23 protein-coding genes and 2 riboswitches are annotated in these 23442 nt (G+C 69.9%); of the genes, 10 read left to right on the forward strand and 13 right to left on the reverse strand.

Annotated elements, in window-relative coordinates:
• Nucleotides 1-27: 27 nt before the first annotated feature.
• Together gcvT and ABIE65_RS18160 are read right to left on the reverse strand one after the other, a co-directional pair.
• Nucleotides 28-1161, reverse strand: coding sequence for a glycine cleavage system aminomethyltransferase GcvT (gcvT, locus tag ABIE65_RS18155; RefSeq protein WP_354079662.1), 1134 nt, complete (start codon nucleotides 1159-1161; stop codon nucleotides 28-30).
• A 58-nt stretch (nucleotides 1162-1219) separates the two neighbouring features.
• A riboswitch (glycine riboswitch) is annotated at nucleotides 1220-1321 on the reverse strand.
• A 3-nt stretch (nucleotides 1322-1324) separates the two neighbouring features.
• A riboswitch (glycine riboswitch) is annotated at nucleotides 1325-1422 on the reverse strand.
• 72 nt (nucleotides 1423-1494) lie between these two features.
• Nucleotides 1495-2394, reverse strand: a complete 900-nt coding sequence (locus ABIE65_RS18160) for a diacylglycerol/lipid kinase family protein (protein WP_354079664.1) — start codon at nucleotides 2392-2394, stop codon at nucleotides 1495-1497.
• 150 nt (nucleotides 2395-2544) lie between these two features.
• Between ABIE65_RS18160 and ABIE65_RS18165 the strand changes: the two genes are divergently transcribed.
• Nucleotides 2545-3033, forward strand: a complete 489-nt coding sequence (locus ABIE65_RS18165) for a PAS domain-containing protein (RefSeq protein WP_354079666.1) — start codon at nucleotides 2545-2547, stop codon at nucleotides 3031-3033.
• Between the two features lie 24 nt (nucleotides 3034-3057).
• Here ABIE65_RS18165 and ABIE65_RS18170 read toward each other — a convergent pair whose 3' ends face one another.
• Nucleotides 3058-3996, reverse strand: coding sequence for an LLM class F420-dependent oxidoreductase (locus tag ABIE65_RS18170; protein ID WP_354079668.1), 939 nt, complete (start codon nucleotides 3994-3996; stop codon nucleotides 3058-3060).
• Between the two features lie 99 nt (nucleotides 3997-4095).
• Nucleotides 4096-5064: an L-threonylcarbamoyladenylate synthase gene (locus tag ABIE65_RS18175; RefSeq protein WP_502918549.1), complete on the reverse strand. Its 969-nt coding sequence runs from the start codon at nucleotides 5062-5064 to the stop codon at nucleotides 4096-4098.
• 96 nt (nucleotides 5065-5160) lie between these two features.
• Between ABIE65_RS18175 and ABIE65_RS18180 the strand changes: the two genes are divergently transcribed.
• Both ABIE65_RS18180 and ABIE65_RS18185 read left to right on the forward strand, forming a co-directional pair.
• Nucleotides 5161-5655: a hypothetical protein gene (locus tag ABIE65_RS18180; protein WP_354079670.1), complete on the forward strand. Its 495-nt coding sequence runs from the start codon at nucleotides 5161-5163 to the stop codon at nucleotides 5653-5655.
• Nucleotides 5656-5771: 116 nt separating this feature from the next.
• Nucleotides 5772-6359, forward strand: a complete 588-nt coding sequence (locus tag ABIE65_RS18185) for a transglutaminase-like cysteine peptidase (protein WP_354079672.1) — start codon at nucleotides 5772-5774, stop codon at nucleotides 6357-6359.
• Here the strand turns inward: ABIE65_RS18185 and gph are convergent.
• Nucleotides 6349-7041, reverse strand: a complete 693-nt coding sequence (gene gph, locus ABIE65_RS18190; protein ID WP_354079674.1) for a phosphoglycolate phosphatase — start codon at nucleotides 7039-7041, stop codon at nucleotides 6349-6351. The genes ABIE65_RS18185 and gph overlap by 11 nt on opposite strands.
• Before the next feature lie 200 nt (nucleotides 7042-7241).
• On the opposite strand from gph, the gene glmU reads away from it, so the two are divergent.
• Together glmU and glmS are read left to right on the forward strand one after the other, a co-directional pair.
• Nucleotides 7242-8618 (forward strand): bifunctional UDP-N-acetylglucosamine diphosphorylase/glucosamine-1-phosphate N-acetyltransferase GlmU, encoded by a 1377-nt coding sequence (gene glmU / locus ABIE65_RS18195; protein WP_354079676.1) that lies wholly within the window; start codon nucleotides 7242-7244, stop codon nucleotides 8616-8618.
• Nucleotides 8619-8641: 23 nt separating this feature from the next.
• On the forward strand, nucleotides 8642-10465 hold the full coding sequence (gene glmS / locus ABIE65_RS18200; protein ID WP_354079678.1) for a glutamine--fructose-6-phosphate transaminase (isomerizing): 1824 nt from the start codon (nucleotides 8642-8644) through the stop codon (nucleotides 10463-10465).
• On the opposite strand, the gene ABIE65_RS18205 is transcribed toward glmS, so the two are convergent.
• Nucleotides 10466-11428 (reverse strand): alpha/beta hydrolase, encoded by a 963-nt coding sequence (locus ABIE65_RS18205; protein WP_354079680.1) that lies wholly within the window; start codon nucleotides 11426-11428, stop codon nucleotides 10466-10468. It abuts the gene before it with no gap.
• Nucleotides 11429-11536: 108 nt separating this feature from the next.
• On the opposite strand from ABIE65_RS18205, the gene ABIE65_RS18210 reads away from it, so the two are divergent.
• Nucleotides 11537-12202, forward strand: a complete 666-nt coding sequence (locus ABIE65_RS18210) for a hypothetical protein (RefSeq protein ID WP_354079682.1) — start codon at nucleotides 11537-11539, stop codon at nucleotides 12200-12202.
• Nucleotides 12203-12234: 32 nt separating this feature from the next.
• The gene (locus tag ABIE65_RS18215) at nucleotides 12235-12672 is read left to right on the forward strand and encodes a VOC family protein (protein ID WP_354079684.1); all 438 of its coding nucleotides are present in this window, start codon (nucleotides 12235-12237) and stop codon (nucleotides 12670-12672) included.
• A gap of 2 nt (nucleotides 12673-12674) precedes the next feature.
• On the opposite strand, the gene ABIE65_RS18220 is transcribed toward ABIE65_RS18215, so the two are convergent.
• The gene (locus ABIE65_RS18220; RefSeq protein ID WP_354079686.1) at nucleotides 12675-13766 is read right to left on the reverse strand and encodes an acyl-CoA dehydrogenase family protein; all 1092 of its coding nucleotides are present in this window, start codon (nucleotides 13764-13766) and stop codon (nucleotides 12675-12677) included.
• A 3-nt stretch (nucleotides 13767-13769) separates the two neighbouring features.
• Nucleotides 13770-14990, reverse strand: coding sequence for an acyl-CoA dehydrogenase family protein (locus tag ABIE65_RS18225; RefSeq protein WP_354079688.1), 1221 nt, complete (start codon nucleotides 14988-14990; stop codon nucleotides 13770-13772).
• 182 nt (nucleotides 14991-15172) lie between these two features.
• Between ABIE65_RS18225 and ABIE65_RS18230 the strand changes: the two genes are divergently transcribed.
• Entirely contained in the window at nucleotides 15173-17086 is a 1914-nt protein-coding gene (locus ABIE65_RS18230; protein ID WP_354079690.1) for a PAS domain-containing protein, read from the forward strand.
• Between the two features lie 8 nt (nucleotides 17087-17094).
• Here ABIE65_RS18230 and ABIE65_RS18235 read toward each other — a convergent pair whose 3' ends face one another.
• From ABIE65_RS18235 to ABIE65_RS18250, 4 genes are all read right to left on the reverse strand, one after another.
• On the reverse strand, nucleotides 17095-17991 hold the full coding sequence (locus ABIE65_RS18235) for an NAD(P)-dependent oxidoreductase (RefSeq protein ID WP_354079692.1): 897 nt from the start codon (nucleotides 17989-17991) through the stop codon (nucleotides 17095-17097).
• A gap of 121 nt (nucleotides 17992-18112) precedes the next feature.
• On the reverse strand, nucleotides 18113-18547 hold the full coding sequence (locus ABIE65_RS18240; protein ID WP_354079694.1) for a hypothetical protein: 435 nt from the start codon (nucleotides 18545-18547) through the stop codon (nucleotides 18113-18115).
• Nucleotides 18548-18560: 13 nt separating this feature from the next.
• Nucleotides 18561-19817, reverse strand: coding sequence for an MFS transporter (locus tag ABIE65_RS18245; RefSeq protein WP_354079696.1), 1257 nt, complete (start codon nucleotides 19815-19817; stop codon nucleotides 18561-18563).
• Between the two features lie 137 nt (nucleotides 19818-19954).
• Nucleotides 19955-20776 (reverse strand): alpha/beta hydrolase, encoded by an 822-nt coding sequence (locus ABIE65_RS18250; protein ID WP_354079698.1) that lies wholly within the window; start codon nucleotides 20774-20776, stop codon nucleotides 19955-19957.
• A 108-nt stretch (nucleotides 20777-20884) separates the two neighbouring features.
• On the opposite strand from ABIE65_RS18250, the gene ABIE65_RS18255 reads away from it, so the two are divergent.
• The gene (locus tag ABIE65_RS18255; RefSeq protein WP_354079700.1) at nucleotides 20885-21541 is read left to right on the forward strand and encodes a nitroreductase family protein; all 657 of its coding nucleotides are present in this window, start codon (nucleotides 20885-20887) and stop codon (nucleotides 21539-21541) included.
• A gap of 19 nt (nucleotides 21542-21560) precedes the next feature.
• A complete protein-coding gene (locus ABIE65_RS18260; RefSeq protein WP_354079702.1) occupies nucleotides 21561-22766 on the forward strand; it encodes an acyl-CoA dehydrogenase family protein in 1206 nt (401 codons plus the stop codon).
• Nucleotides 22767-22794: 28 nt separating this feature from the next.
• Here ABIE65_RS18260 and ABIE65_RS18265 read toward each other — a convergent pair whose 3' ends face one another.
• Nucleotides 22795-23385 (reverse strand): methyltransferase domain-containing protein, encoded by a 591-nt coding sequence (locus ABIE65_RS18265; RefSeq protein ID WP_354079704.1) that lies wholly within the window; start codon nucleotides 23383-23385, stop codon nucleotides 22795-22797.
• Nucleotides 23386-23442 lie beyond the last annotated feature (57 nt).

Genomic DNA, 23442 nt, shown 5'->3' on the forward strand with positions numbered 1-23442 from the left:
TCGAGGGGCTGCCTGCGCGAGGAATGCTCACTTACCCTTGAAGTATCCATGCGGAACGAACGGCATCGCCGCGACCTGCGCCGGGCGCGGCGCGCCGCGCACGAGCAGCGACACGTCCATTCCCACCTGTGCGGAATCGGTCGCGACATAGCCCATGCCAACGGGGCCGCCGGCGCTGGGGCCGAAGCCGCCGCTGGTGATTTCCCCGATCGGGCTGCCGCCGGCGTCGACGATGGCCGTGTGCTCGCGCGCGACCACGCGCCCCTCGGGCCGGATGCCGACACGCTTGCGCGTCACGCCGTTAGCCAACTGATCCTGGATCACGGCAGCACCGGGGAAACCGCCGGCTTCGCGCCGCCGCTTCGAGATGGTCCAGACGAGCCCGGCCTCGATGGGCGAAGTGGTCGTATCGATGTCATGGCCGTAGAGGCAGAGGCCCGCCTCCAGCCGCAGCGAATCGCGGGCGCCCAGGCCGGCGGGCTCTACCTCGGCCTCGGCCAGCAACCGGCGCGCGAAGGCATCCGCATCCGCCGATGCGACCGATATCTCGAACCCGTCCTCCCCCGTGTATCCCGAACGGGTGACGAAACAGGCGAAGCCGCCGACATCGATGTCGGCGGCGCTCATGAAAGGCATCGTCCGCACGGCCTCGCCCGCGAGGCGCGCCATGACGTCGACCGCCGCCGGCCCCTGCAGTGCGAGCAGGGCGCGGTCGTCGAGATACTCGACCGACACGCCCTTCGGCAGGCCGGCGCGCATGTGCGCGATGTCGGCCTCCTTGCAGGCGGCGTTCACGACCACGAACAGGCCGTCTTCGACCCGCGTCACCATCAGGTCGTCGAGGATGCCGGCCTTGTCGTCGGTGAACATGGTGTAGCGCATGCGCATCGGCTTGAGCGCCTGCAGGTCGCCCGGCACCAGCGCCTCGAGCGCCGCGACCGCGGCGTCGCCGGGAAGGCGGACCTGACCCATGTGCGAGACGTCGAACAGCGACGCCTTGGCGCGGGTGTGCAGGTGCTCCTTGACGATGCCGGCCGGGTACTGGACAGGCATGTCGTACCCCGCAAACGGCACCATCTTGCCGCCGAGTTCACGGTGCAGCGCGTCGAGGGGTGTCGTCTTGAGAGGGGCGGCGTTGGTAGCGTCTGGCGACTGGCTCACAGATCCTCCGGAGACGGACGAGTCGGGGCGCCATTCGCCTCGAACCAGCGTCCGCCCCCTCTGTCCTAGGACCTGAAAGATTCACCTGCGCCCGAGCGAGGGCTGCCGGCTTACATCTTCGGTGAGGTACGGCAATCGGCGCCGCACCTGCTTTCCAGAGTCGCCTCCGACGACGGTCCTTCTGCCTGAGAGTTTCCGGGGCGGTTGCTCCTTCGGCGCCCTCCACCCTTTCGGGCGGAAGATCTCTCCCGTCGCCATCGCTGGCATGACAAACCTAGCCGGACCCGCAGCAAAGTCAACGTGTGCCGGGCCGCGGCGGCCGTCGCAACGGAATCAGGGCTCGGCCAGGACCGCCGGCACGACCAGTGCGACGGGCCGGGCCGCGAGCGTGAAGGTAGCGGGCAGCCTGCAGACGATGTTGCCGTCGCACTGCACCGGCGCCGCCGCCGGCCCCGCGATGGCGATGCGGCGGGCCGGGACGATCCGTACGTCCGACTGTTCGGCCAGGCGCCCGCGCAGGAGCGCGGCGGCGTAGCGCAGATGGTCCCTGCGACGGCATCCCCGAAGGATGCAGACCAGCAGTTCGGGCTGGAAGAGAGATGCCGACGGCGCCAGGACGTAGGAGCCGCCATAGTTAGACCCGAGGGTCACGATGGCTGATCCGGCCTCCACCCTGCTGCCGTCCACGTCCAGGACGTAGCCGGAGAAGCCGCCGCGGGCGATCGCCAGCAGCGCCTGACCGGCATAGGCGTAGCGGCCGAAGAGGCGCTTCTGCCTCACCCCGACTGCATCGACCGCCATGGCATCGACGCCGACCCCGGCCATGAGGGCGAAGCGACGGCCGTTCACGATGCCGGGCCAGAAGGGCCGCGTGCGACCTTCGACGATGACCTCGACGACCGCTTCGATCCGCCGCGGCAGCCCGAGTTCCACCGCCAGCACGTTGGCCGTACCCAGCGGCAGCACGGCCAGGGGCGGTGCCTCCGCGCCGAGCCCGTTGAGAACCTCGTTGAAAGTGCCGTCACCGCCCGCCGCGACCACGACATCGCACGATCCGGCGGTCGCCTCGGCGGCGATGCGTTCGGCGTCGCCCGGCGCCTCCGTCTCGCGAACAGTCGTAAACACCCCTTTCCGGCGAAAATGATCGAGCGCTTCAGCCAACGCGGCGCGGCGCCGGCGCCCTGCAGCCGGGTTGAAGACGACGAGCGCGCGCTTCGGTCGCGGGTCCTTCATCGAGGTCCCCTCACGCTTCGAAGGCCCCTCGGCTGCGACGCGCACAATCGCCGGTCGCCCGCGTTCCGAGGGACACCAACCGGCAGATCATGTAGACTTTCCATAACATGCCCGTGATTCCCGGAGGCGCGTATCGCGACGCTGGCCCCATTGCATGAGCCGCGCTTCGAGACGGAACGACTGAGGACGGCGCTGCGATACTGGACATCGAAATGTGCAGGCGGCCGGCTGCCGAGCCGCCGCGATTTCGATCCGCCGACAGAGGTCCCGCGCCTGCTGCCGTACATCGTCCTGGTGGATGTGGCGCACGATCCGCTCGACTTCCGTTACAGGCTGGTCGGCACCGAGGTCTGCAACCGCGTCGCCGCCGACTATACGGGCGTTCGGCTGATGGACCTGCCGCACCAGCGTCCTGGCAGCAGGGTCTGGAAGAATGCGACCCTGGTCGTCGAGCAGAGGCGGCCGGTGTTCAGCGACATTCCCTATGTGGGCGCCGATCCCGACGTTCGGGGATATCAGGACCTGCTGATGCCGCTCTCCAGCGACGGGGGCCGCGTCGACATGATCTTCGCCCTCATCGAGTTCGACGTGGTCGCGTTCGACTTCACCGCCCGCGGCGAAGCCGGCATCACCGCCTGACGCGCAGGCGGTGATGCCGGGATGCTAGGCGAGCGGCATGATGTCGCGAACGAAGCGCTCCATACGATCGAGGCTCTCCGACAGTGTCGGCGAGCGGAAGTCGAAGACCATTTCAGACACGCCGAGCGCCTCGAACTCACGGATGTCGGCCGCGATCTGCTCCGGTGCGCCGGCGAAGCGCTTGCGGCCCGAGGCGGGCAGTTCGCCCGGCTTGTCGTAGAGGGGCGCCTTGTAGGAGATGGTCAGCCGGTCGAAATCGCGGCCCTCGGCCTCGGTCAGCCGGCGCAACTCGTCGAGCTTGGCGCGCAGGTCGTCCGGCTCCAGCGGCACCGCGGCGGTGGCGCCGACCGGATGCCAACCGTCGCCGTAGCGCGCGGTGCGGCGCAGCGCCGGCTTGCTGTGGCCGCCGATCCAGATGGGCGGATGCGGCCGCTGCACGGGCTGCGGCTGACAGTGCAGCGGGCCGAAGCTGTAGAACTCGCCGGCATGCTCGACCGGATCCTCCGTCCACAGCTTCTTGAAGATGCGCAGCCACTCGTCGCTGACCGCGCCGCGGCGGCCGAACGGCGGCGCGCCGACCGCCTCGAACTCCTCCTCCAGCCAGCCGACGCCGGCACCGACCGTCACCCGGCCACCGGACAGGACGTCGATGGTCGCCAGGATCTTCGCCGTCAGGACGGGATTGCGGTACGGCAGGATCATGACGCTGGACACCAGGCGCAGACGTTCCGTCTTGCCGGCGATGAACGACATCAGGGTGAGCTGCTCGAGGGCGTCGCCCTGTCCCGGAAAAGCGCCGGTCACCGTGTAGGGATATTTCGATTCGATCACGGTCGGGAAGACGATGTGGTCTGCGATCATGACCGAAGTGAAGCCCCAGCCTTCCGCCTTGGAGACCAGCGTGGCGAGCGCGTCGGGTGCCGCGGTGTCGCCGCGCGTCGGCAGATAGAAGCTGTACCGCATCTTGTTCCTCCCGGGATCGTCGGTCGTTGCCGAGGGGCCATTCTCGCCCAGGCGGCGGCACCGGAACAGACGCACCCGCCCGCGGGGCCGGGAGGCCGGTCAGGGAGGCGTGGCGGCGCGGCGCAGGCGGTCGTTGATCGCGGCCCCCAATCCTCGCTCGGGCACCGGCATCACGGCGATGCCGGAGCGTCCAGGCCGGTCGAGCGCACGCAGATACCGGAACAGATTGGCCGCCGCTTCGGTGAGGTCGCCCGAAGGGCTGAGATTGAGGGTCTCCACTGCGCCCCCGGGCACGTCAGCGCCGAAGGCGAGCAGCGCCTCCTCCGGCCCGACCGCCGTCGCGCCGAGGCGAACGGGAATGCCGGGCGCGTAGTGACGCAGCAGGAGGCCGGGCGATTTCGGCCGGGCATGCGCATCGGCACCCGGCATCGCCACCGGGCCGATGACGGCGCAGAGGTCCTCGGCCGTCACGCCACCCGGGCGCAACAGGACGGGATCCGCTCCGGAGAGGTCGAGAATGGTCGATTCGAGGCCCACGGCGCACGCGCCGCCGTCGATCACCATGTCGACGCGACCGTCGAGACCCTGAACCACGTGGGCGGCGGTCGTCGGGCTGACGGCGCCCGACGGATTTGCGCTGGGGGCGGCGACCGGCACCGCAGCCGCCCGCAGCAGGGCCCGGGCGATCGGGTGAGCCGGCACGCGGATCGCCACGGTGTCGAGGCCGGCGCAGGCGAGAAGCGAGACGGGGCAGTCGGCGCGGCGCGGCAGGACGAGCGTCAGCGGACCGGGCCAGAAGCGTGCCGCCACCGCCTCCGCCCGCGCGTCGAAAACGGCGAGTCGCCGCGCCGCGCTCACGTCGGCGACATGGGCGATGAGCGGATTGAACCGCGGGCGCCCCTTCGCCTCGTAGATGCGCGCGACCGCGACGTCGCTCGTGGCGTCCGCGCCCAGGCCATAGACGGTCTCGGTCGGAAAGGCGACGAGACGGCCGGCCCGGATCAGCGCGGCGGCACGTTCGAGCGTGTCGGGGTCGGCGGGCTCGACCAGCGTCGTCGGTGCCTTCAGAACGACCTCCCGCGGGCGCGGCTGGCTGCATCCGAATGCGCGCCCGATGCGCACCCGGGCTGCGATACAGTGGTCGGCGCCAGGATGGAAACGAACATGCGCATCGGCCTGCTGATCCTCTCGTTCGCCACGAGCATGGCGTTCGCGCTGCCCGCCCGGACCGCATCGGGAGATGTCTTCGCACCCGAGGGGTGCGAGTTCAGCGTCCTCGTCGCCGGCCGGTCGGTGTCCGAGGCGACGGAATGGGCCGGCAGACGCACCGTGAGCGTCGCTGCGGACACCGGCAGATATGCGATACGCGCCGCATGCACAACGGGATATCCGGCCGGCGCCCTGGCGAGGCTCGACCGCGACGCCCGCCTCGCCTTCGTCGAGCGACTGGCCCGAAGCATGGGCTTGAGCGCGATGTCGATCGCCGCGGCACAGAACGGGGAGTGGATCGACGTCCGCGGCTCGATGCCGGCCGCGCATGTCCGCGCACGGATACTGTACGGGGCCTTCTCCCGACTGATGGTGGAGGTCGTCTCTGAAGACGAAAGCGCAGCAGAAGCAGGCTTCAGCATCCTGCTTTCGACAATACGGCAGAAGTAAAAGCAAATATGGAGTTGAATAAAATTTTAACCATGCCGCTGGAGCGGGTTCGCCTGACTTAAGCTGCGCTTAACCACGGCATGATTTCATGGAGTCCTCAGACAAGAGGCTCCGTCATGCGTCTACGCGCTCTTCCGGCCATCGTCCTGCTGCTGTTCGCGACCGCCTGCCAGACCACCGGCGGCGCGAGCATGGACGCCACGGCGACGGCCACGCCGATGCGGACTGCGGCGGCCACGCTGCCGCCCAAGGGCTTCGTCGACTTCTGCAAGCGCTTTCCGGCACAGTGCGACGAGGTGTCCGAGGTCGCCGGGCCGGTCGCGCTGGACGCAACGCGACGCGCCGAACTCGCGCACGTCAACGACAGCGTGAACCGCGACATCCGCTACGTCGCCGACAGCCGCTCGTCGGGGCGCAGCGAATATTGGACGCTGCCGCAGACCGAGGGCGACTGCGAGGATCTGGCGCTGGAGAAGCGGCGCCGGCTGATCGAGATGGGATGGCCGCCGGATGCGCTGCTGATCGCGCTCGCGATCGTGCCGCGGATCGGGGGACACGCCGTGCTCGTCGCCGTCACCGACCATGGCGATTTCGTACTCGACGTGCGGGATCCGGAGGTGCGCCCCTGGGAGCAGGTGCCCTACCGCTGGGTCCGGCGCCAGTCGCCGACCAATCCGCGCGTCTGGCTCAGCCTCAGGGCCTGACGGGGGCGGCCGCGAGGCGATCCAGCGCCGCGGGCAGGTCGGCGAACCGGTCGATCAGGCAATCCGCGCCGAGATCGGGCGGGGCCACGTTCGTGTAGCCCCAGCTGACCGCCACCACCGGCAGGCCGGCGGCGAGGCCGGCGGCGATGTCGTTCGGACTGTCCCCCACCATCGCCGCCTTGGACCGATCGGCCCCGATCCGGTCGAGGGTGGCCAGGATGTGCGCCGGGTCCGGCTTCTGCGCGGGGACGCGATCGCCGCCGACCACCGCATCGAGCAGGTCCGCCAAGCCGAGTTCGTCGAGGATCGCGACGGCCGCGGCCTCGGCCTTGTTGGTGCAGACGGCGAGCGACACGCCCTCGGCCCGCAGGCGCCGCAGCGTCTCCGCAACGTCCGGGTAGACGCGCGTCAGGCGCGGGCGGTCGGGCCCCTCGTAGAAGGCCCGGAAGCGGCGCAGCAGGTCCGGTAGCGCGTCACGCGCAGGCGGCCGTCCAGCCGCGACAAATGCACGCTCCACAAGCTTCGCCATGCCGTCGCCGATCATGCCGGTGACGGCGGCCAAGGTCGGCGCCGGCAGCCCCTCCTCCGCCAGCAGCGCCGAGACGGCCGCGTGGAGATCCGGCGCGCTGTCGATCAGGGTACCGTCGAGATCGAGCACGATGGCCGTGAAACGTCTGGTCATGCTAGCCTTCGGTTGTCCGTGGACGGTGGCGGAGCGGCACCGCTGTCGCATACGGTGTTGTGCCGTCGCCGTGGCCTGCCTCCCCTTTCCAGGAGTCGGCGGCATTGCCACTGTGCGAAAGAATGTGCGTTTCATCACTACGCCTCGAAATGGACACTATGCTAGACGATATTCCGGTGAGCACAGCAGCAAGAAGCCAGATGACGCACGATCAGGTCGCCGCCGTCGTCCTCGCGGCCGGCAAGGGCACCCGCATGAAGTCGGCGCTCCCCAAGGTTCTGCACCCGCTGGCCAACCGGCCGATGATCCTGCACCTGCTCGAGACCGTCCGCGGGATCGGCGTCGAGCGCGCCGTCGTGGTGGTCTCGCCGGACGGCGGACAGGTCGCCGACGCCGTGGCACCCGCCGCGACCGCCATCCAGCACGAAGCCCTGGGCACCGGCCACGCCGTGAGCGCCGCCCGCGAAGCACTGGCGGATTTCGAGGGCGACGTGCTGGTGCTCTACGGCGATACGCCGCTGATCTCGGCCGAAACCCTGACGGCGATGCTGGCGAAACGGCAGTCGCCGGCCCGGCCCGCGGTCGTCGTGCTCGGCATGCGACCCGTCGCCGCCAACGAGTATGGCCGGCTGGTGACGGCCGCTGACGGCAGCCTGGAGGCGATCGTCGAGTGGCGCGACGCGACGCCGGCGCAGCGGGCACTGCCGCTGTGCAATTCCGGTGTCATGGCGATCGACGGCAAGGCGTTGTTCGGACTGCTCGATCGCGTCGGCAACGCGAACGCGAAGGGCGAATATTACCTGACCGACATCGTCGCCATCGCACGCGCCGACGGCCTCTCCTGCGCCGTCGTCGAAGGTGACGAAGCGGAGTTGCTCGGCGTCAATTCCCGGATCGACCTCGCCGCGGCCGAGGCCGTGCTGCAGAACCGGCTGCGCGAACAGGCGATGCGCGACGGCGCCACCCTGACGGCGCCGGAGACCGTCTTCTTCTCTGCAGACACGCGCCTCGGAAAGGACGTGACGGTCGGCCCGAACGTCGTCTTCGGCCCCCGCGTCGTTGTCGAGGACGGCGCGGAGATCCGCGCCTTCAGCCATCTGGAGGGTGCGAAGGTCGCATCCGGGGCCGTCATCGGCCCGTTCGCGCGGCTGCGGCCCGGCGCGGATATCGGGCAGGACGCCCACATCGGCAATTTTGTCGAGGTGAAGAAGGCGACCGTCGAGCAGGGTGCGAAGATCAACCACCTCACCTATATCGGCGACGCCCGCATCGGCGCGGGCGCGAACATCGGCGCCGGTACGATCACCTGCAACTATGACGGCTTCGAGAAGCATTTCACCGACGTCGGCGCCGGGGCGTTCATCGGCTCCAACAGTTCGCTCGTGGCACCCGTGAAGATCGGCGACGGCGCCATCGTCGGCGCCGGCAGCACCGTCACCCACGACGTTCCCGCCGACGGCCTCACCGTCGTGCGCGGCGACGAGAAGACCGTCGAAGGGGGCGGGCGCCGCTTCCGCGCGCGCCGGCAACTCGCAACCGGACAGGGCGCACGACGCCGGACCGGCTCCGAAGGCTAACCGCAGCAGCATCGAGCAATCCTATGTGCGGCATCATCGGGATCATCGGCCTTCGGGACGTCTGCCCCCTCCTCGTCGAAGGCCTGAAGCGCCTCGAATACCGCGGCTACGACTCGGCCGGAGTCGCCTCCATCGTCGACGGCAAGATCGACCGGCGCCGCGCCGAAGGCAAACTCGACAACCTTGCGAAGCTCGTCGAGCGCCAGCCGCTCGGCGGCAAGATCGGCATCGGCCACACGCGCTGGGCGACGCACGGCGCCCCGAACGAAATCAACACGCACCCGCACGCAACAAAGCGGGTCGCCGTCGTCCACAACGGCATCATCGAGAATTTCCAGGCCCTGCGCGTCGAACTGCAGGCGCGCGGCTACGCCTTCGAGTCGGAGACCGACACCGAGGTCGTCGTCCAGCTGATCACGCGCTATCTCGACGACGGCATGTCGCCGGTCGAGGCGACCAAGATCACGCTCGCCCGCCTCGACGGCGCCTTCTCGCTGGCCATCATCTTCGCCGGCGAGCACGACCTGATGATCGGCGCCCGGCAGGGCAGTCCGCTGGCGGTCGGCTACGGCGACGGCGAGATGTACCTCGGCTCGGACGCCCTAGCGCTGGCGCCGCTGACGCAGAAGATCTGCTATCTGGAGGAGGGCGACTGGGTCGTCCTCTCCGGGCGCAGCGCCCAGGTCTACGACGTCGACGGCAACCCGGCCGAACGGCCGGTTCGCGAGACCGCCTTTTCCGGTGCGATGATCGGCAAGGGCAACTACCCGCACTTCATGCTCAAGGAGATCTACGAGCAGCCGACGGTCGTCGGCGACACGCTGCGGGCGCTGTTCAACCCGACGACCCGGCGCATGCAGCTTCCGGAACTGCCGGTCGACCTCGCGACGGTCCCGCGCATCACCGTCACGGCCTGCGGCACCGCCTTCCTCGCCGGCTTCGTCGCGAAATACTGGCTGGAGCAGATCGCCCGCATCCCGGTCGACGCCGACATCGCCTCGGAGATGCGGTATCGCGAACCGCCGATGACGCCGGGCGGCATGACGCTCTGCATCTCGCAATCGGGCGAGACGATCGACACGCTCGCCGCCCTGCGCTATGCGAAGAAGCAGGGGCAGACGGTCATCTCCATCGTGAACGTCGCCGAGAGCGCCATCGCGCGCGAGTCAGACGGCTCGCTCCTCACCCTCGCCGGCCCCGAGATCGGCGTGGCGTCGACCAAGGCCTTCACCACCCAGCTGACCGTCCTCGCCGCGCTGGCGATCGAGATGGGCGTCGCCCGTGGCACGATCGATGCCGAGAAGGCCGCGAAGCTGACGGCGGCGCTGCTCGAGGTGCCGGCCAGGACGGCGGAGGTCATGAACCATGACGAACGCATTCGCGAGATCGCGAAGACGGTGATGCAGGCGCGCGACGTTCTTTATCTCGGCCGCGGCACCAGCTACCCGATCGCGCTCGAAGGCGCGCTCAAGCTGAAAGAGATCTCCTACATCCACGCCGAGGGCTATGCCGCCGGGGAGATGAAGCACGGCCCGATCGCCCTCATCGACAAGGCTGTGCCGGTCGTCGTGATCGCGCCTTCTGACAGCCTCTTCGAGAAGACCGCTTCGAACATCCAGCAGGTCGTCGCGCGCGGCGGCAAGGTGATCCTGATCAGCGACGCCGCCGGTATCGCCGCGGCGGGCCGATATGCGGTCGAGGCCATCGAGATGCCGGCCGTCGATCCGTTCGTGACGCCGATCCTCTACTCGATCCCGGTACAGCTCCTCGCCTACCACACGGCGGTGTTGAAGGGGACAGACGTCGACCAGCCGCGCAACCTGGCCAAGTCCGTCACCGTCGAGTAGCTACCCGGCGATCCCGCGGAGCCAAGCGGCGCCGTCGGCCAACAGCTCTGCGGCCTTGTCCAGTTCCTCGGGCGCCCGGATGAAGCCGTGCGTCATGCCCGGATAGACCTTGTAGGCGACCGGCACCCCGGCCGCGCGCGCCTTCTCGGCCATCGCGGCGCTGTCGTCGGCCAGCACGTCGACTTCCGCGACGCCGATGAACAGCGGCGGCAGTCCGGCCAGGTCCGCACGCAAGGGCGCCGCCAGAGGGTGGCGCATCTGGTCGGGCGTCGCGGTGTAATTGCGCCAGAAGAAGCGCATCATGCGCTCGGACAGGTAATAGGTACCGTCGCCGTAGATCCGATAGGATTCTCGACCGAAATCGGAATCGAAGACGCCGTAGTTCAGCAGGCAGCCGGCGAGCAGCGCCTCGCCCGCATCGCGCAGCACCAGCGCCGTCGCGGCCGCGAGATTGCCACCGGCCGAGTCGCCGCCGACAACGACACGCTTCGGGTCGAGCCCGCGCTCACCGCCCGCCCGGGCCACCCAGCGCACGGCGGCGACACATTCGTTGAGCGCCTGCGGAAACTTGTATTCGGGCGAGAGCGAGTAATCGACCGAGAGGACTGCGAAACCCGAACGGGCGGCATATTCCCGCGCCGTCCGGTCGACCGTGTCGATGCTGTTCCAGGTCCAGCCGCCCCCGTGCAGCAGGACGAGGACGGGAGCCGGTGCGGCAGCGCCCTCGGGAACGTTGAGACGGCAGAAGATCAGCCGCCCCGGACCCGGCACCGCGAACTCCTCGACCCGTGCCATCTGAGGGCCGCCGCCGGCATAGCCGATCCGCCCCGCCTCGACGTTCGCCCGCAGTTGGGCGACGTCGGCGGTGAAGACGTCGACGCCCGCCGTGCCGCGGTCTGTGGTGGCCTCGAGGAAGGCCTTCATCTGCGGATCGAGGGGAGCGGGGCGGCGCGGCTCGGTCATGATCTCTGGCCTTTTCCGGTGCAATGGTCGCCCTAAGCTTCGATGAAGCGCCCGGCTTTTGCAAAGCCCCGACGCCCGACGCCCCGCCGCCCGGATACGGAGATGGACATGGCCCGCAGGACCACCGGCACGCCGGCCGCACCGGCACGCTCTCACGCCGCGGACGACCTCGACCACAGGATCGTGGAGGAGACCCTGGCGCTCGCGGAGCAGGTGGGTTGGGAGGGCGTGCGCCTCCATACCGTCGCCGAGCGCCTGGACATCCCCCTGAACGCGCTGGCGAACCGCTATCGCGACCTCGATGCGATCGCCGACGCCTGGCTCCGCCGCGGCGTCGCCGCGATGCTGGCCCCGATGCCTGCCGGATTCGTGGAGCAGCCGCCGAACGAGCGCATCGAAACCGCGATCCTCCGCTTCCTCGACGCGCTCGCCCCGCATCGCCGGGTGACGGCTTCGATGATCGCCGCCAAGCTCTGGCCCGGCCATCCGCACCATTGGGTGCCCCTGGTGTTCAACCTGTCACGGACGGTGCACTGGATCCGCGAGGCCGCCCTGCTCGATGCGGGTGGCGTCCGGCGGCAGATGGAGGAAGTCGCCCTTACCGCGCTGCTGGTCGCGACCTTCGCCGTCTGGTGCCGGGACCGCTCCGGGGGGCAGGATCGCACCCGCCGGTTTCTGCGTCGAAGCCTGGCGGACGGGAGCCGCTGCTGCGGCCGGCTGCTGCGCCGCCGGGGGATCGAACCGCGCCGCAACGATGAACCCGCGGCCGCCTGACGGGTTGATCAGCCGACACGAAAGGAGGCGTCATGTCCGGCAACGCGAAGAACACCCGCGCGACGATCATCCCCGCGATCCGCTATCGCGAATCGGCGAAGATGGTGGACTGGCTCTGCGAGGCCTTCGGCTTCGAGAAGCAGATGGTGGTTCCCGGGCAGGCCGGCGCCATCACCCACGCCCAGCTCGTCTTCGGCAATGGAATGATCATGGTCGGCTCGATGACCGATACGGCCTATGGATTGATGTTCCGGCAGCCGGACGAGATCGGCGGCGTCGGCACGCAGAGCCCCTACCTCATCGTCGACGACGCCGATGCGCATTATGCGCGCGCGAAGGCCGCCGGCGCCGACATCAAGATCGACATCAAGGACGAGGACTATGGCGGGCGCGGCTACACCTGCGCCGATCCCGAAGGCCATTTCTGGAGCTTTGGCACCTACGATCCGTGGGAGAGCGGCAAAGACTGAGGTCAGGCCGCGATCCAGCCTTGCGCCGCAGCAGCTTCTTCGCGGCAGCGTTCAGGCGACCCGAGTAGCTGGCGGTCGAAGGCCACGCGCTTGAACCAGTAGTGGAGGCCGAGCAGGTCCGTGAAGCCCATGCCGCCATGCACCTCCGTCGCATGGCGTGACACGTCGCGGCCCACCTCGCCGAGATGCGCCTTGGCGTGGCACGCCGCCATGCGCGCCTCGTCCGGCACGGCGTCCTGGGCATAGGCCGCGTACCAGACCAGCGAGCGCGCCGGCTCCAGCATCGTCACCATGTCGGCGCAGGTGTGCTTCACGCCCTGGAAGCTGGCGATCACGCGGCCGAACTGCACGCGCTGCAGCGCATAGGCCACCGCCTCGTCCACCATGTGCTGGCAGGCGCCGAGAGTATCCGCCGCCAGCATGATCCGCCCCGCGTCCAGCACGCGCCGCGCTGCGGCGAGCGGATCGTTCGCGGCAGCCAGCGGCTCGCCCGCCGCCCCGGTCAGCGTCACGTGGCCGAGTGCGCGGGTCCGGTCCAGACTCCGCCGGACCTCTACCGCGACGCCGGCAGCGTCGGCCGCGACGATGGCCATGCCGCCGTCGCCCGCCATCACGATCAGGTGCGTGGCGCCTGCCGCATCCATCACACCGCGGAGTTCGCCGTCGATGCTCGCGTCCGCGATGCGCACCGTGCCCGCGCCGGCCGTGCCCGACAGGCCGGCGAAGGCGACTGCGACGCGGACCTCGCCCGACGCGATGCGCGGCAGCCAGCGGGCCTGCTGACCGGCGTCGCCCGCCGCCAGGATCGCCAGCGGCGCCATCACGGCGGGCCCTGCGAACGGCACGGGTGCCGCAGCGGCGCCCAGCGCCTCGGCGGCCAGCGCCGCATCGAACACGCCGAGCCCGCTGCCGCCGAATCGTTCCGGCACCAGCATCCCCGTCAGGCCGAGTTCGACGAGCCCGTCCCAGAGGCCCGCGTCGAACCCGTCGCCCTCCGCCAGCCGGCGCCGCTCCTCCATCGGCACGCGGTCGGCGAGGAACCCGCGCACCGCCTCGTCGAACAGACGCTGCTCTTCGGACAGTCCGAATTCCATGGCTCAGGCCCCCACACGCGCCGGCTGCGCCGGCTTCGGTTCGCGCGGCATGCCGAGGCCGCGCTCCGCGATGATGTTCTTCTGAATGTTCGAGCTGCCGCCGCCGATGATCAGGCCGATGTCGTACATGTAGTCGACCCACCAGGTGGTCGCGTCGTCGCCGTCCGCGCTCTCGCCGCTCGGCTCGTAGATCAGCCCATTGGCGCCCATCACGTCGACGGCCAGCGACGACAGGCGGTGCGCCAGCAGCGTGCCGAAATACTTCACGATCATCCGCCGGACGCCGGAATCCTCGCCGCGCGCGGTGTCGGTCAGCAGGCGCAGCCCGTGATATTTCGAGGCCATGACCTCGCCCTGCAGCCGCAGCAGCCGGTCGCGCCATTCGGGCCGGTCCATGAGACGCACGCCGTCGATGTCGGTGCGCTCCATCATCTCGCGGATGCGGTGGAGGCGCTGCATCAGCTTGTTCGAATCGCCGAGCAGCAGGCGTTCGAACTTCAGCGTGACGTTGGCGACATGCCAGCCCTGGCCGCGTCCCATGACGATCTGGTCGGCGGGCACGCGCGCGTCGGTGAAGAAGACCTCGTTGAACGTCGCCTGCTCGGTCATGGTGGTGAGCGGCCGCACCTCGATCCCGGGCGTCTGCATCGACAGGAGCAGGTAGGAGATGCCCTCGTGCTTCGGCTTGTCCGGCTCGGTGCGGCAGAGCAGGAACATCATGTCCGAGAAATGCGCCGAGCTGGTCCAGATCTTCTGGCCGTTGACGACGAAGTGCCCGTCGACCAGTTCGGCGCGGGTGCGCAGCGAGGCGAGGTCGCTGCCGGAGCCCGGCTCGGAATAGCCTTGGCACCAGATGACCTCGCCGCGGATCGTCGGGCCAATCCAGCGCTCGCGCTGTTCCTCGGTCCCGACCTCCAGCAGCGTCGGGACGAGCATGCTGATGCCCTGGTTCATGATGCCGGGCGAAACGCCGGCGCGGCTGAACTCCTCGGCGATGATCGCCGCCTCCAGCACGTCCGGCGGCGCCCCGTAGCCGCCATACTTCTTCGGAATCGTCCGGCCGAAATAGCCGTGCTCCAGCAGCAGCGCCTGCCACTCCAGCATCCGCCGGTCGGGCCTCCGCCGTCCGCCGCCCGGCTTGGGCGACTTGTCCCGATGTGCTGCGATGAAGGCGCGAATCTCCGACTGGAGCGCGCGGTGCTTCTCGGAATAGTCGAGTTGCATAGGGGCGTCCTCTGGGCGACCGGCGTGCGACGCCGCCGGCATTCTATTTGTCCGTACCTAGGCTAATGGGATCGCCTGCGGCTGTCGACCGAAGGGCGTGACCGCGGGCTTAACGGCTCCGTTACGCGTTGCGGTCAAGGTGACAATAACGAGGCAGCACGGCCCAAGGACGACGAACGAGGATGGCGCGCCAGGATCAGGTCGCAGACGAGGCCGAGCGTCCGGCTGTGCTGCTCGTCGGCGTCGATTCCCGAACCGCCGGTTCGATCGCCGCCGCCCTGGCGGCAAGCGACCATGCTGGGATGCCGATACGCGCGGTCGACACGCCGGCGGAGGTCCAGGGCGCCAGAACCGGGCAGGATATCCGCATCGTCGTCGTGGGCACCGGCGGTGACGCGGCTTCGGCCCTTCTTGCGGTGCGGGGAGTCGCTGCCGCCCTGCCCGATGCTATCGTCTTCGCGATGGGACCCGCCATCCCGGATGCCCTGGCGAGCGATCTGATCCATGCGGGGGCCGAGGACTATCTCGCCCAAGACGATGCCACGATCCGCGCCTTGCCGCGCATCTTCACCTACACGACGAAGCGGCGGCGCGTGAACGCGCAGGTCAGCCGCCTGTCGGCGCAGCGCGCCCACGTCGAGGCACTTCTGTCGACCACCTTCGAGCTGTCGGCCACGCCGATGGCACTGTCGGAGGAGGATGGTACCGTCCTCGTCGTCAACGGCGCCTTCACGGAAACCTTCGGCCCGACGGCGCGCGCCGCGGCGGGGCGGCGACTGGGCCGGGACCTGTTCCCCGCCCTCGCCGCGACGGCGACCGACGAAGCCGCACCGCAGATCCTGCACGCCGAAGACGGACGTCCCATCGTCGCCGGCGTGCGGCGCGCGACGACGCCGATGGAACGCCGCAACATCGTCGCGTGGGCCTTCGTGCCGCAGACGGCGGATGACGCTGCCGCCGGAGAGAAACTGGCGGCGCTGATCGGCGAAGAACCGCGCCGGCTCGCCGCAGGACGGCTCCAGCTCGTGCGGATCGACACCGTGCGCAGCCACTTCGGCGACCGGTGGGCGCGCTGGTCGGCGCGCGTCTACGAGATCGCGCTTCGCACGATTCGCGGCCGGCTCGACCGCGAGGACGTGATCTCGCGCAACGTCCAGGGCGACTTCGTCATCTGCTTCGCGCGGCTCGACGGCGACAGCGCCTGGTTCAAGGCGCAGGCGATCCAACGCGAGATCGAGCGCCAGATCCTCGGCGAGGCGGCCGACGGTTCCATGGGCGCAGTTGTCGTCGAGACGCACGAGATCGAGTTGGCTCCGGACGATGCCGGATCGGGCATCGACGTCGGCGAGCTGATCGGCAGCAAGCTCGCCCAGGCGGCAGAACGGCTGCGGGCGGACGAGCAGGGGGTGCTGGCCGAGCTGTACGGCACCGCCCGCCTCGACATGCGGCGTGTGGAGACGGCCTCGGGAGAGCCGGCGCCGGTGCTGGTCGCCGAGTTCGACCGGCACACGCGCGCCGCCCTGGGCCGCCTCGCCCAGGTGACCGCCGACGCGGCGCAGCTCCTGGCCAATATCGACATGATGCTGCTCGGGCGCGTTTCGAACGCGATACCAAACCTGCTAACCAAACGGCCGGCACTGCTGATGGTCGCAACGATCCACGCCGCGACGCTGCAGTCACGTCCGACGCGGGACAGGCTCCTCGCCATCTGCCATCAGATGCCCGAGTCGCATCGGCGGGCGCTCATCCTGCGGGTCGAGGGCGTGCCGCCGGACATCCTGCCGAGCCGTGCGATGGAACTGCTGGCGCCGCTGCGCGCCCTGTCGCGCTTCCGCATCCTGGTGCTGGCGCGCGCCGATACGATGGGACTGCCATTGCGCGACTGCGGCGTCTCGCTCGTCGAGGTCGACTGCGGCGTTCTCGTCGAGACGTCGGAGCGCGAGCCGGCGCGGCAGGAGAAGCTGCTCGCGGATCTGCGGCGACAGCGCACCCACCTCGTGGTGGGACACGTCGCCGACAGGGCCGCGGCGGCGAAAGCGGCCGCCCTGGGCGCGCGCTTCCTGTCGTTCGACGGCCCGCCGGCGCCGGCAGCCTGAAGAACCGGCTAGGACGACCGGCTGCTCAGGGGACGCCCGGCCGCCGCCTCGTAGACGCGGACCACTGAACTCGAATCGTCGCGGCCGAAGCCCATGCCGCGCGCCATGCGCATGAGGTTGTGGGTCTGCGCCCCCGCCGGCACCGGCACGTTCAGCTGGTCGGCGAGCTCGAGCGCCAGGTGCAGGTCCTTGTAGGCGAGGTCGAGGGCAAAGGCCGCCTCGAACTGCCCGGCCAGGGCGCGCTCGCCGAACTTCTGGAAGATGGCGCTGCCGCCGCTGCTGGTGCGGATGACCGTGGCCAGCTTCTCCAGGTCGATGCCGGCCGCCGCACCGAGCATCAGGCCTTCGGCGGCCGCCGCCATGTTGCAGAAGGCCATCATGTTGTTGACGAGCTTGGCGATCGAGCCGGCGCCGACCGCGCCCATGTGGATCGGGTTGGCGGCGAACGAGCGCAGCAGGGCCAGATGCGTCTCGTAGGCCGCCGGATCGCCGCCGACCATGACCGCGAGCGTGCCCGCCTCGGCGCCGACGACGCCGCCACTGACCGGTGCGTCGAGCATCGTCACGCCCCTCGCCTGCAGTGCTTCAGCGACCCGGCGCGCCTCCACAGGAGAGTTGGTGCTGAGGTCGAAATAGACGGTGCCGGGCCTGGCGCTCTCGCCGATGCCGCCCGCACCCAAAGCGACCGCGTCGACGTCCTTCGGCATCGGCAGGGAGGTGAAGACCACGTCCGCCTGCGCCACCAGTTCGGCGATGCTGCCGGCGGCCTTGGCGCCCGCCTCGGTGCAGCGCGCGACCGCCGCGGCGCCGAGGTCGAAGACGATCACCTCGTGATTGGTGTTCTTCACGATGTTGCGGCACATGGGCCCGCCCATGTTGCCGACGCCGATGAACCCGACCTTCATGACACCCCTCCGAATCGCGCGAGCGCCGGCACGTCGTTCGTGCGTGCCGGTCGCTCCATCGCCCGAACCTTCCTCCGACGGCGGTCCGCGCACAAGAGCGGGTGCGACCGATCCGCAGGGTTCAGCCGGAGAGCGGCCGCACGGCGCTCAGGATCCAGCTGCGGTCGCGGAAGGAGACGAAGACTTCCTCCTGGCCGAGCACGCGCCCGAGTTCCGCGGCGAGTTCGTTGAGCAGGTCGGTCACCGTGGCGTCGTCCAGTTCCGCGGCGTAGAGCGGGATCGCCTCGCCGGTGAAGATGGCGACCGGCTCGCGGTCGCTGCCCGCCTCCCCCTCGCGCTGCGGCCACGCATAGACGACCTCGCCCTTGGTGAACATGCCGGAGAGGAAGGGCTCACCGCGCGCCGACCGGTCGGTCATCCAGCGGTGCGCGGCGCGGACGGCCTCCTCGATGTCGTAGATCCGGCCTTCGCGGGTGTAGCCCTCGCGCAGGCCGAGGGTGATGCGGAAGGCGCGGCGCGGCCCTTCCGACTGCGGCACGATTTCGTAGCGGGCCATGGGCAACCTCTCCCTACGGTGCGTTGCCGGGAGTATCGACGCCCCAGAGATGCGCGCGCCAGTGCAGGCCGATCGCCAGGGTCAGCAGCAGGCCGAGCACCGCGTAGCAGCTGGCCGTCGCGGCGAAGCCGAAGCCGGCGATCATCGGGCCGGCCACCAGCAGGCCGACCGGCAGCCCGTAGACCGCGAGCATGCGCAGGCCCATGACGCGGCCGCGGATGCGCGGCGGCGCGCCCTTCACCAGCATGACCGACATGGGAACCATGCAGAGGCTCTGCATGAAGCCGGCGACCATGAGCACGGCGACACCGGCGATGGCCGTCTGCGTCTGCGCGAAGACGAGCAGCAGCAGGTACCAGACGACGGCGAAGACGATCATCATCCGGGCGGGACGGATCGCGGCGGCGGTCCGCGATAGGGTGATCGAGCCGACGAGCCCGCCGGACGCGAAGCCCGCCACCAGATAGCCGAGCCAGGTCTGGTCGGCGCCGTAGACGTCGCGCGCCACATAGGGCAGCAGGCCTCCGCTGAGCGGAAACGCCGTCATGTTGACCAGGAAGGCGAGGCTCATCGCGGCCAGGAGGTGCGGCGTCGACCAGACCGAGGCGGCGGCCTCGGTGAGGTCGCGCAGCGGCGAGGACCGTCCCACCGAGGGCGCCGCCGCGCCGTCGTCGCCGCCGCGCCCGGCGACGCCGAGGGTCAGCAGGAAGCTGGTCGCGTAGAGGGTCGTGATCATCGCATAGGCCGCCGCCATGCCGAGCGTCGCGACGAGGCCGGCACCCGCAAGGGCGCCCGCGACGCGCGCCGAGTCGGCGGTCGTGCGCGAAATGCTCATCGCCCCCATCAGGCCGCCGGGCGGGATCGTCGCACCGATCAGCGCGTTGCGCATGACGAGGTCGGACGGCCGCACCAGCCCCACCAGGGTGGCGATGACGAAGACGATCGGCGGTGCGAGGGCGTCGAACGTCGCGAGCAGGGTCAGGGTCGCGGCGAAGATCGCGTAGGACGCGCGCATCACGCACAGGAGGTTGCGATGGCCGATCCGGTCGCCGACCAGACCGAACACCGGCGCCACCAGCGTCCCGCCGAACTGCAGCGACGCGAAGACCGTCAGCAGGAGCACCGATTCCGTCGCGACCAGCACGTACCAGCCGAGGATGATCGTCTCCATCTCCTGAGCCCAGGATGTCGAGAGATCGGCGGGCCACTGGAACCGGAAGCTGCGCACGGCGAACGGCGCCAGCAGCTTCGCACGTGGCTTCGCGCTCAATCCCGGTACCGCTGCATCGTCCGCCCCTTGCGCTTTTCTGTCCGCCGTCCCCACCCGGTTGCAAGAGCTTCGCGGCGGTTCCCGGCCCATAATCGCCGGTGGCGGCCGGCGGCGCCACAGGGCTCCGCGGCGCGGGTTCAGCGCGATGGGTGCCGGTCCTCGATCCGTTGCAGCGCCTCCACCATCGCGGCGCCGAAGGCCGGCATCGCGTAGAGATCGTTGTGGCCGGCGCCGGGGACCGTCAGGTCGAGCACCAGATCGCGGATGACCGGCCGCAGCGCCGCCGTGCGCCGGGGCGGCACGATCCCGTCCCGCTCGGCCGCGATCACCGCCGTCGGCGCGTCGACCTCCCGCAGAAGCGCGGCGGTCGGCATGCGATGGCGCAGCAGCCATTTGACCGGCAGCCACGGATAGAGGTCGGCCGCCACGGCGGCCAGCGAATCGAATGGGCTGACCAGGATCAGTCCGTCGAGCCGGCGGCTGCGCGCGACTTCGGCCGCGACCCCGGTACCGATGCTGAAGCCGACGGCGACGACGCGCGCCGGTGCGGCGCCGACGGCCTGGTCATACAGCAGCGGTGCGTCGGCGAGCAGCGCGGCGGCACTCGGCCGCCCGTCGCTCGGCGGATAGCCGCGATAGTGGAATGCGACCGCCTCGGCCTCCGGGAACAGCCCGTGCAGATAGAGCGCCACGCTCTCCGCATTCCAGGCGTTGCCGCCGAATCCCAGCAGGACGAGCCGATCACCGTCCGTCTCCCGTACCGGCGGGATGCGCACGCCGTGCAGCCGCGTCCCGTCCGCGGCGCTAGCCTCCAGCCGCTGGGCCGCGGCGGGCAGCAGCGGCCCCGATGCGGCGGCGAGGCGCGTCGGGAACAGGAGCCATGTCTGTGCGCCGTACATGACGGCGACGACGACGACATAGGCGACGACGAGGATCAGCGCGAGTTTCGCGAACCACATGCCGGCCGTCCCGTGTTTCCTCGCCCTGTCGTCCGTGGCCCTGGGCATTGCGCGTTCCGGACGATGAGTGGAGCATGGGCGCAGAACAAGCCGAAGCCGGAGGATGCAATGGCCGACGATCTGGACCTCTCCGATACCGACGTCTTTACCATCCTCCATACGACGCGCGCCATGCGGCGCCTGAAGCCCGATCCCGTGCCGGACGAGCTGATCCACAAGATCCTGCGCGCCGGCATCGCCGCCGCGAACGGCGGCAACACCCAGCGCTGGCGGTTCCTGGTCGTGAAGGACCCGGAGATCAAGAAGGCGGTGCAGGTGCACTACAAGCGCGCCTTCGACGAGATCATCGGGCCGCGCTACGCCTCCAGCGCGCCGCCGCCGGGCTCGACCGCGGAGAAGTATCATCGCCAGCACGCTGCGGTGGAGTATCTGACGGACCATTTCCACGAGGCGCCGGTCTGGATCGTCGCCTGCCAGGTCGACGGCGACGCGCCGCCCAACCGCACCTCCGGCGCGTCGATCTATCCGGCGGTGCAGAACATGCTGCTCGCGGCGCGCGCCCTTGGGCTGGGTGCCACGCTGACGACACGCCACCTGCTGTTCGAGAAGGAATCCGAGGCGGCGCTGGGATTGCCGGACGGGGTGCATTCCTACGCGATCGTCCCGATCGGCTGGCCGATGGGCCGGTTCGGGCCGGTCGGCCGTGGGGCGCTCAGCGAGTTCGTCTACCAGGATCGCTGGGGCGAGCCGCTTCCCGGCATCTGAGCCGCACGGGGGGCCGCCGATGGACCTCGCCTTCTCGCCGGAAGAGTGCGCCTTCGCCGAAGAGGTGCGCGCCTTCGTCCGGTCGGACCTGCCCGACGACCTACGGGCACGCTGGGCCGAGACCGCCAACGTGCTGTTCGCCTCGCGCAGCGATACCGCCCGCTGGACGAAGATCCTGCACGCCCGCGGCTGGTCCGCGCCCAACTGGCCGCGCGAGCATGGCGGACCAGGGTGGAGTGTGGCGCAGCGCTTCCTGTTCGACACCGAAATGGCTTTGGGCGGGGCGCCGCCGCTGCAGAACCAGGGCCTGAAGATGATCGGGCCGGTGCTGATGGCGTTCGGCACGCCGGAGCAGCAGCGCCGTTTCCTGCCGCGCATCGCCGCCGCCGACGACTATTGGTGCCAGGGCTATTCCGAGCCCGGCTCCGGCTCGGACCTGGCGAGCCTGAACATGCGCGCCGTGCCCGACGGCGACGACTATGTCGTCAACGGCTCCAAGATCTGGACCACCTGCGCGCACGAAGCCGACTGGATCTTCTGCCTGGTGCGGACCGACGCCGGCGGCCGCAAGCAGGAGGGCATCACCTTCCTGCTGATCGAAATGACCCGCCCCGGCATCACGGTGCGCCCCCTGCCCTTCCTCGGCGGCCAGCACGAGTTCAACCAGGTCTTCTTCGACGATGTCCGCGTGCCGCAGGCGCAACGGGTCGGGCGAGAGGGACAGGGCTGGGAAATCGCCAAGTATCTGCTTGAGTACGAGCGCGGCGGCGCCTTCCTCTCGCATCGCGTGCGGGCGCACCTCGCGCGCGTCCGCCGGGCCGCGGCGTGGGCGACCGAGCACGGCCGGCCGGTCGCCGACTGCGAGGTGTTCCGCCGCCGGCTCGCCGCCCTCGACATGGAGGTCGAGGCCATGAGTTGGACGGAGATGCGGCTGCTCGACCGGGTGGCCCGCGGCGACCGTCCTGGGGCCGAATCCTCGATCACCAAGCTGCTGGGCGCGCGGCTGCACCATGCCGCGACCGAACTCGCCATGGAGGCGATCGGTCCGTGCGCCCTGCTGCTCGCGGAGCCGGCGGAGGCGATGGTCGCCAACGTCGAGCCCGTGGCGCCGGATCTGGCACGCAACGCCTCCGCCCGCTACTTCAACCACCGTGCGAACTCGATCATGGGCGGCACCGACGAGGTGCAGCGCAGCGTGCTGGCGAAGGGGATGCTCGGCCTCTGAGGCCGACCTTCACGTCCAGGGCGGGGCTTCACGCCGCCGGCAGGCGCATGAAGGCCACGTCCTTCACCGGGATCTCGCAGGTCCAGCCGCGCTGTTTCGCAATCCGCCGCAACGTCGCCTCGCGGTAGAAGACGACGTGGGTGGGATCGCGGCGATAGTGCCAGTCGGCGAAGCGCGCGTCGTCGGTCTGGAAGCAGGTCATCACGGCCAGCAGGCCGCCGGGCCGCAGAAGGCCGCCCAGCCGGTCGAACTCGTCCGCCGGATGATGGAAATGCTCCGCCGTCTCGGTGCAGGTGACGAAGTCGTAGCGCTGGTCGAGGACGGAACGATCCGGCCGGAACAGGGGGTCATAGAGTGCGAGCCTGTGCCCCGACTCCCCCAGCATCGCCGCCAGTGCGGAGTTCGGACCGGAGCCATAGTCCAGCCCGGACATGCTCGCCGGCAGCCGCTCCAGCAGCGGCAGCACGAGCTTCGACAGGAAGCGCCGGTAGCCGGGATCGTCGGCGTCGTTCTCGTGCAGCCGATAGGCGGCATGTTCCTCGCGCCGCGCCGGCCGCTGTCGTGGATCGAGGAAACGCGCCTCGCACGACGGGCAGTGCCAATAGGCGGCGCCGTGCACACGCTGAAAGGGCCGCGGGCCGGGTGCACGGCAGACGGGACAGCTGTCGGGGACGAC

The organism is Constrictibacter sp. MBR-5 (genome assembly GCF_040549485.1).
Lineage (GTDB): Bacteria > Pseudomonadota > Alphaproteobacteria > JAJUGE01 > JAJUGE01 > Constrictibacter.

Bases quoted from the DNA above. Each gene is read 5' to 3' on its own strand.
- ABIE65_RS18250 (WP_354079698.1), bottom strand. From the start codon at position 20,776: ATGTGGTTCGCGAAACTCGCGCTGATCCTCGTCGTCGCCTATGTCGTC.
- ABIE65_RS18220 (WP_354079686.1), bottom strand. From the start codon at position 13,766: ATGGAATTCGGACTGTCCGAAGAGCAGCGTCTGTTCGACGAGGCGGTG.
- ABIE65_RS18215 (WP_354079684.1), top strand. From the start codon at position 12,235: ATGTCCGGCAACGCGAAGAACACCCGCGCGACGATCATCCCCGCGATC.
- glmS (WP_354079678.1), top strand. From the start codon at position 8,642: ATGTGCGGCATCATCGGGATCATCGGCCTTCGGGACGTCTGCCCCCTC.
- ABIE65_RS18170 (WP_354079668.1), bottom strand. From the start codon at position 3,996: ATGCGGTACAGCTTCTATCTGCCGACGCGCGGCGACACCGCGGCACCC.
- ABIE65_RS18185 (WP_354079672.1), top strand. From the start codon at position 5,772: ATGCGTCTACGCGCTCTTCCGGCCATCGTCCTGCTGCTGTTCGCGACC.
- gph (WP_354079674.1), bottom strand. From the start codon at position 7,041: ATGACCAGACGTTTCACGGCCATCGTGCTCGATCTCGACGGTACCCTG.
- ABIE65_RS18225 (WP_354079688.1), bottom strand. From the start codon at position 14,990: ATGCAACTCGACTATTCCGAGAAGCACCGCGCGCTCCAGTCGGAGATT.
- ABIE65_RS18210 (WP_354079682.1), top strand. From the start codon at position 11,537: ATGGCCCGCAGGACCACCGGCACGCCGGCCGCACCGGCACGCTCTCAC.
- ABIE65_RS18205 (WP_354079680.1), bottom strand. From the start codon at position 11,428: ATGACCGAGCCGCGCCGCCCCGCTCCCCTCGATCCGCAGATGAAGGCC.
- glmU (WP_354079676.1), top strand. From the start codon at position 7,242: ATGACGCACGATCAGGTCGCCGCCGTCGTCCTCGCGGCCGGCAAGGGC.
- ABIE65_RS18260 (WP_354079702.1), top strand. From the start codon at position 21,561: ATGGACCTCGCCTTCTCGCCGGAAGAGTGCGCCTTCGCCGAAGAGGTG.
- ABIE65_RS18230 (WP_354079690.1), top strand. From the start codon at position 15,173: ATGGCGCGCCAGGATCAGGTCGCAGACGAGGCCGAGCGTCCGGCTGTG.
- ABIE65_RS18255 (WP_354079700.1), top strand. From the start codon at position 20,885: ATGGCCGACGATCTGGACCTCTCCGATACCGACGTCTTTACCATCCTC.
- ABIE65_RS18235 (WP_354079692.1), bottom strand. From the start codon at position 17,991: ATGAAGGTCGGGTTCATCGGCGTCGGCAACATGGGCGGGCCCATGTGC.
- ABIE65_RS18240 (WP_354079694.1), bottom strand. From the start codon at position 18,547: ATGGCCCGCTACGAAATCGTGCCGCAGTCGGAAGGGCCGCGCCGCGCC.
- ABIE65_RS18180 (WP_354079670.1), top strand. From the start codon at position 5,161: ATGCGCATCGGCCTGCTGATCCTCTCGTTCGCCACGAGCATGGCGTTC.
- ABIE65_RS18160 (WP_354079664.1), bottom strand. From the start codon at position 2,394: ATGAAGGACCCGCGACCGAAGCGCGCGCTCGTCGTCTTCAACCCGGCT.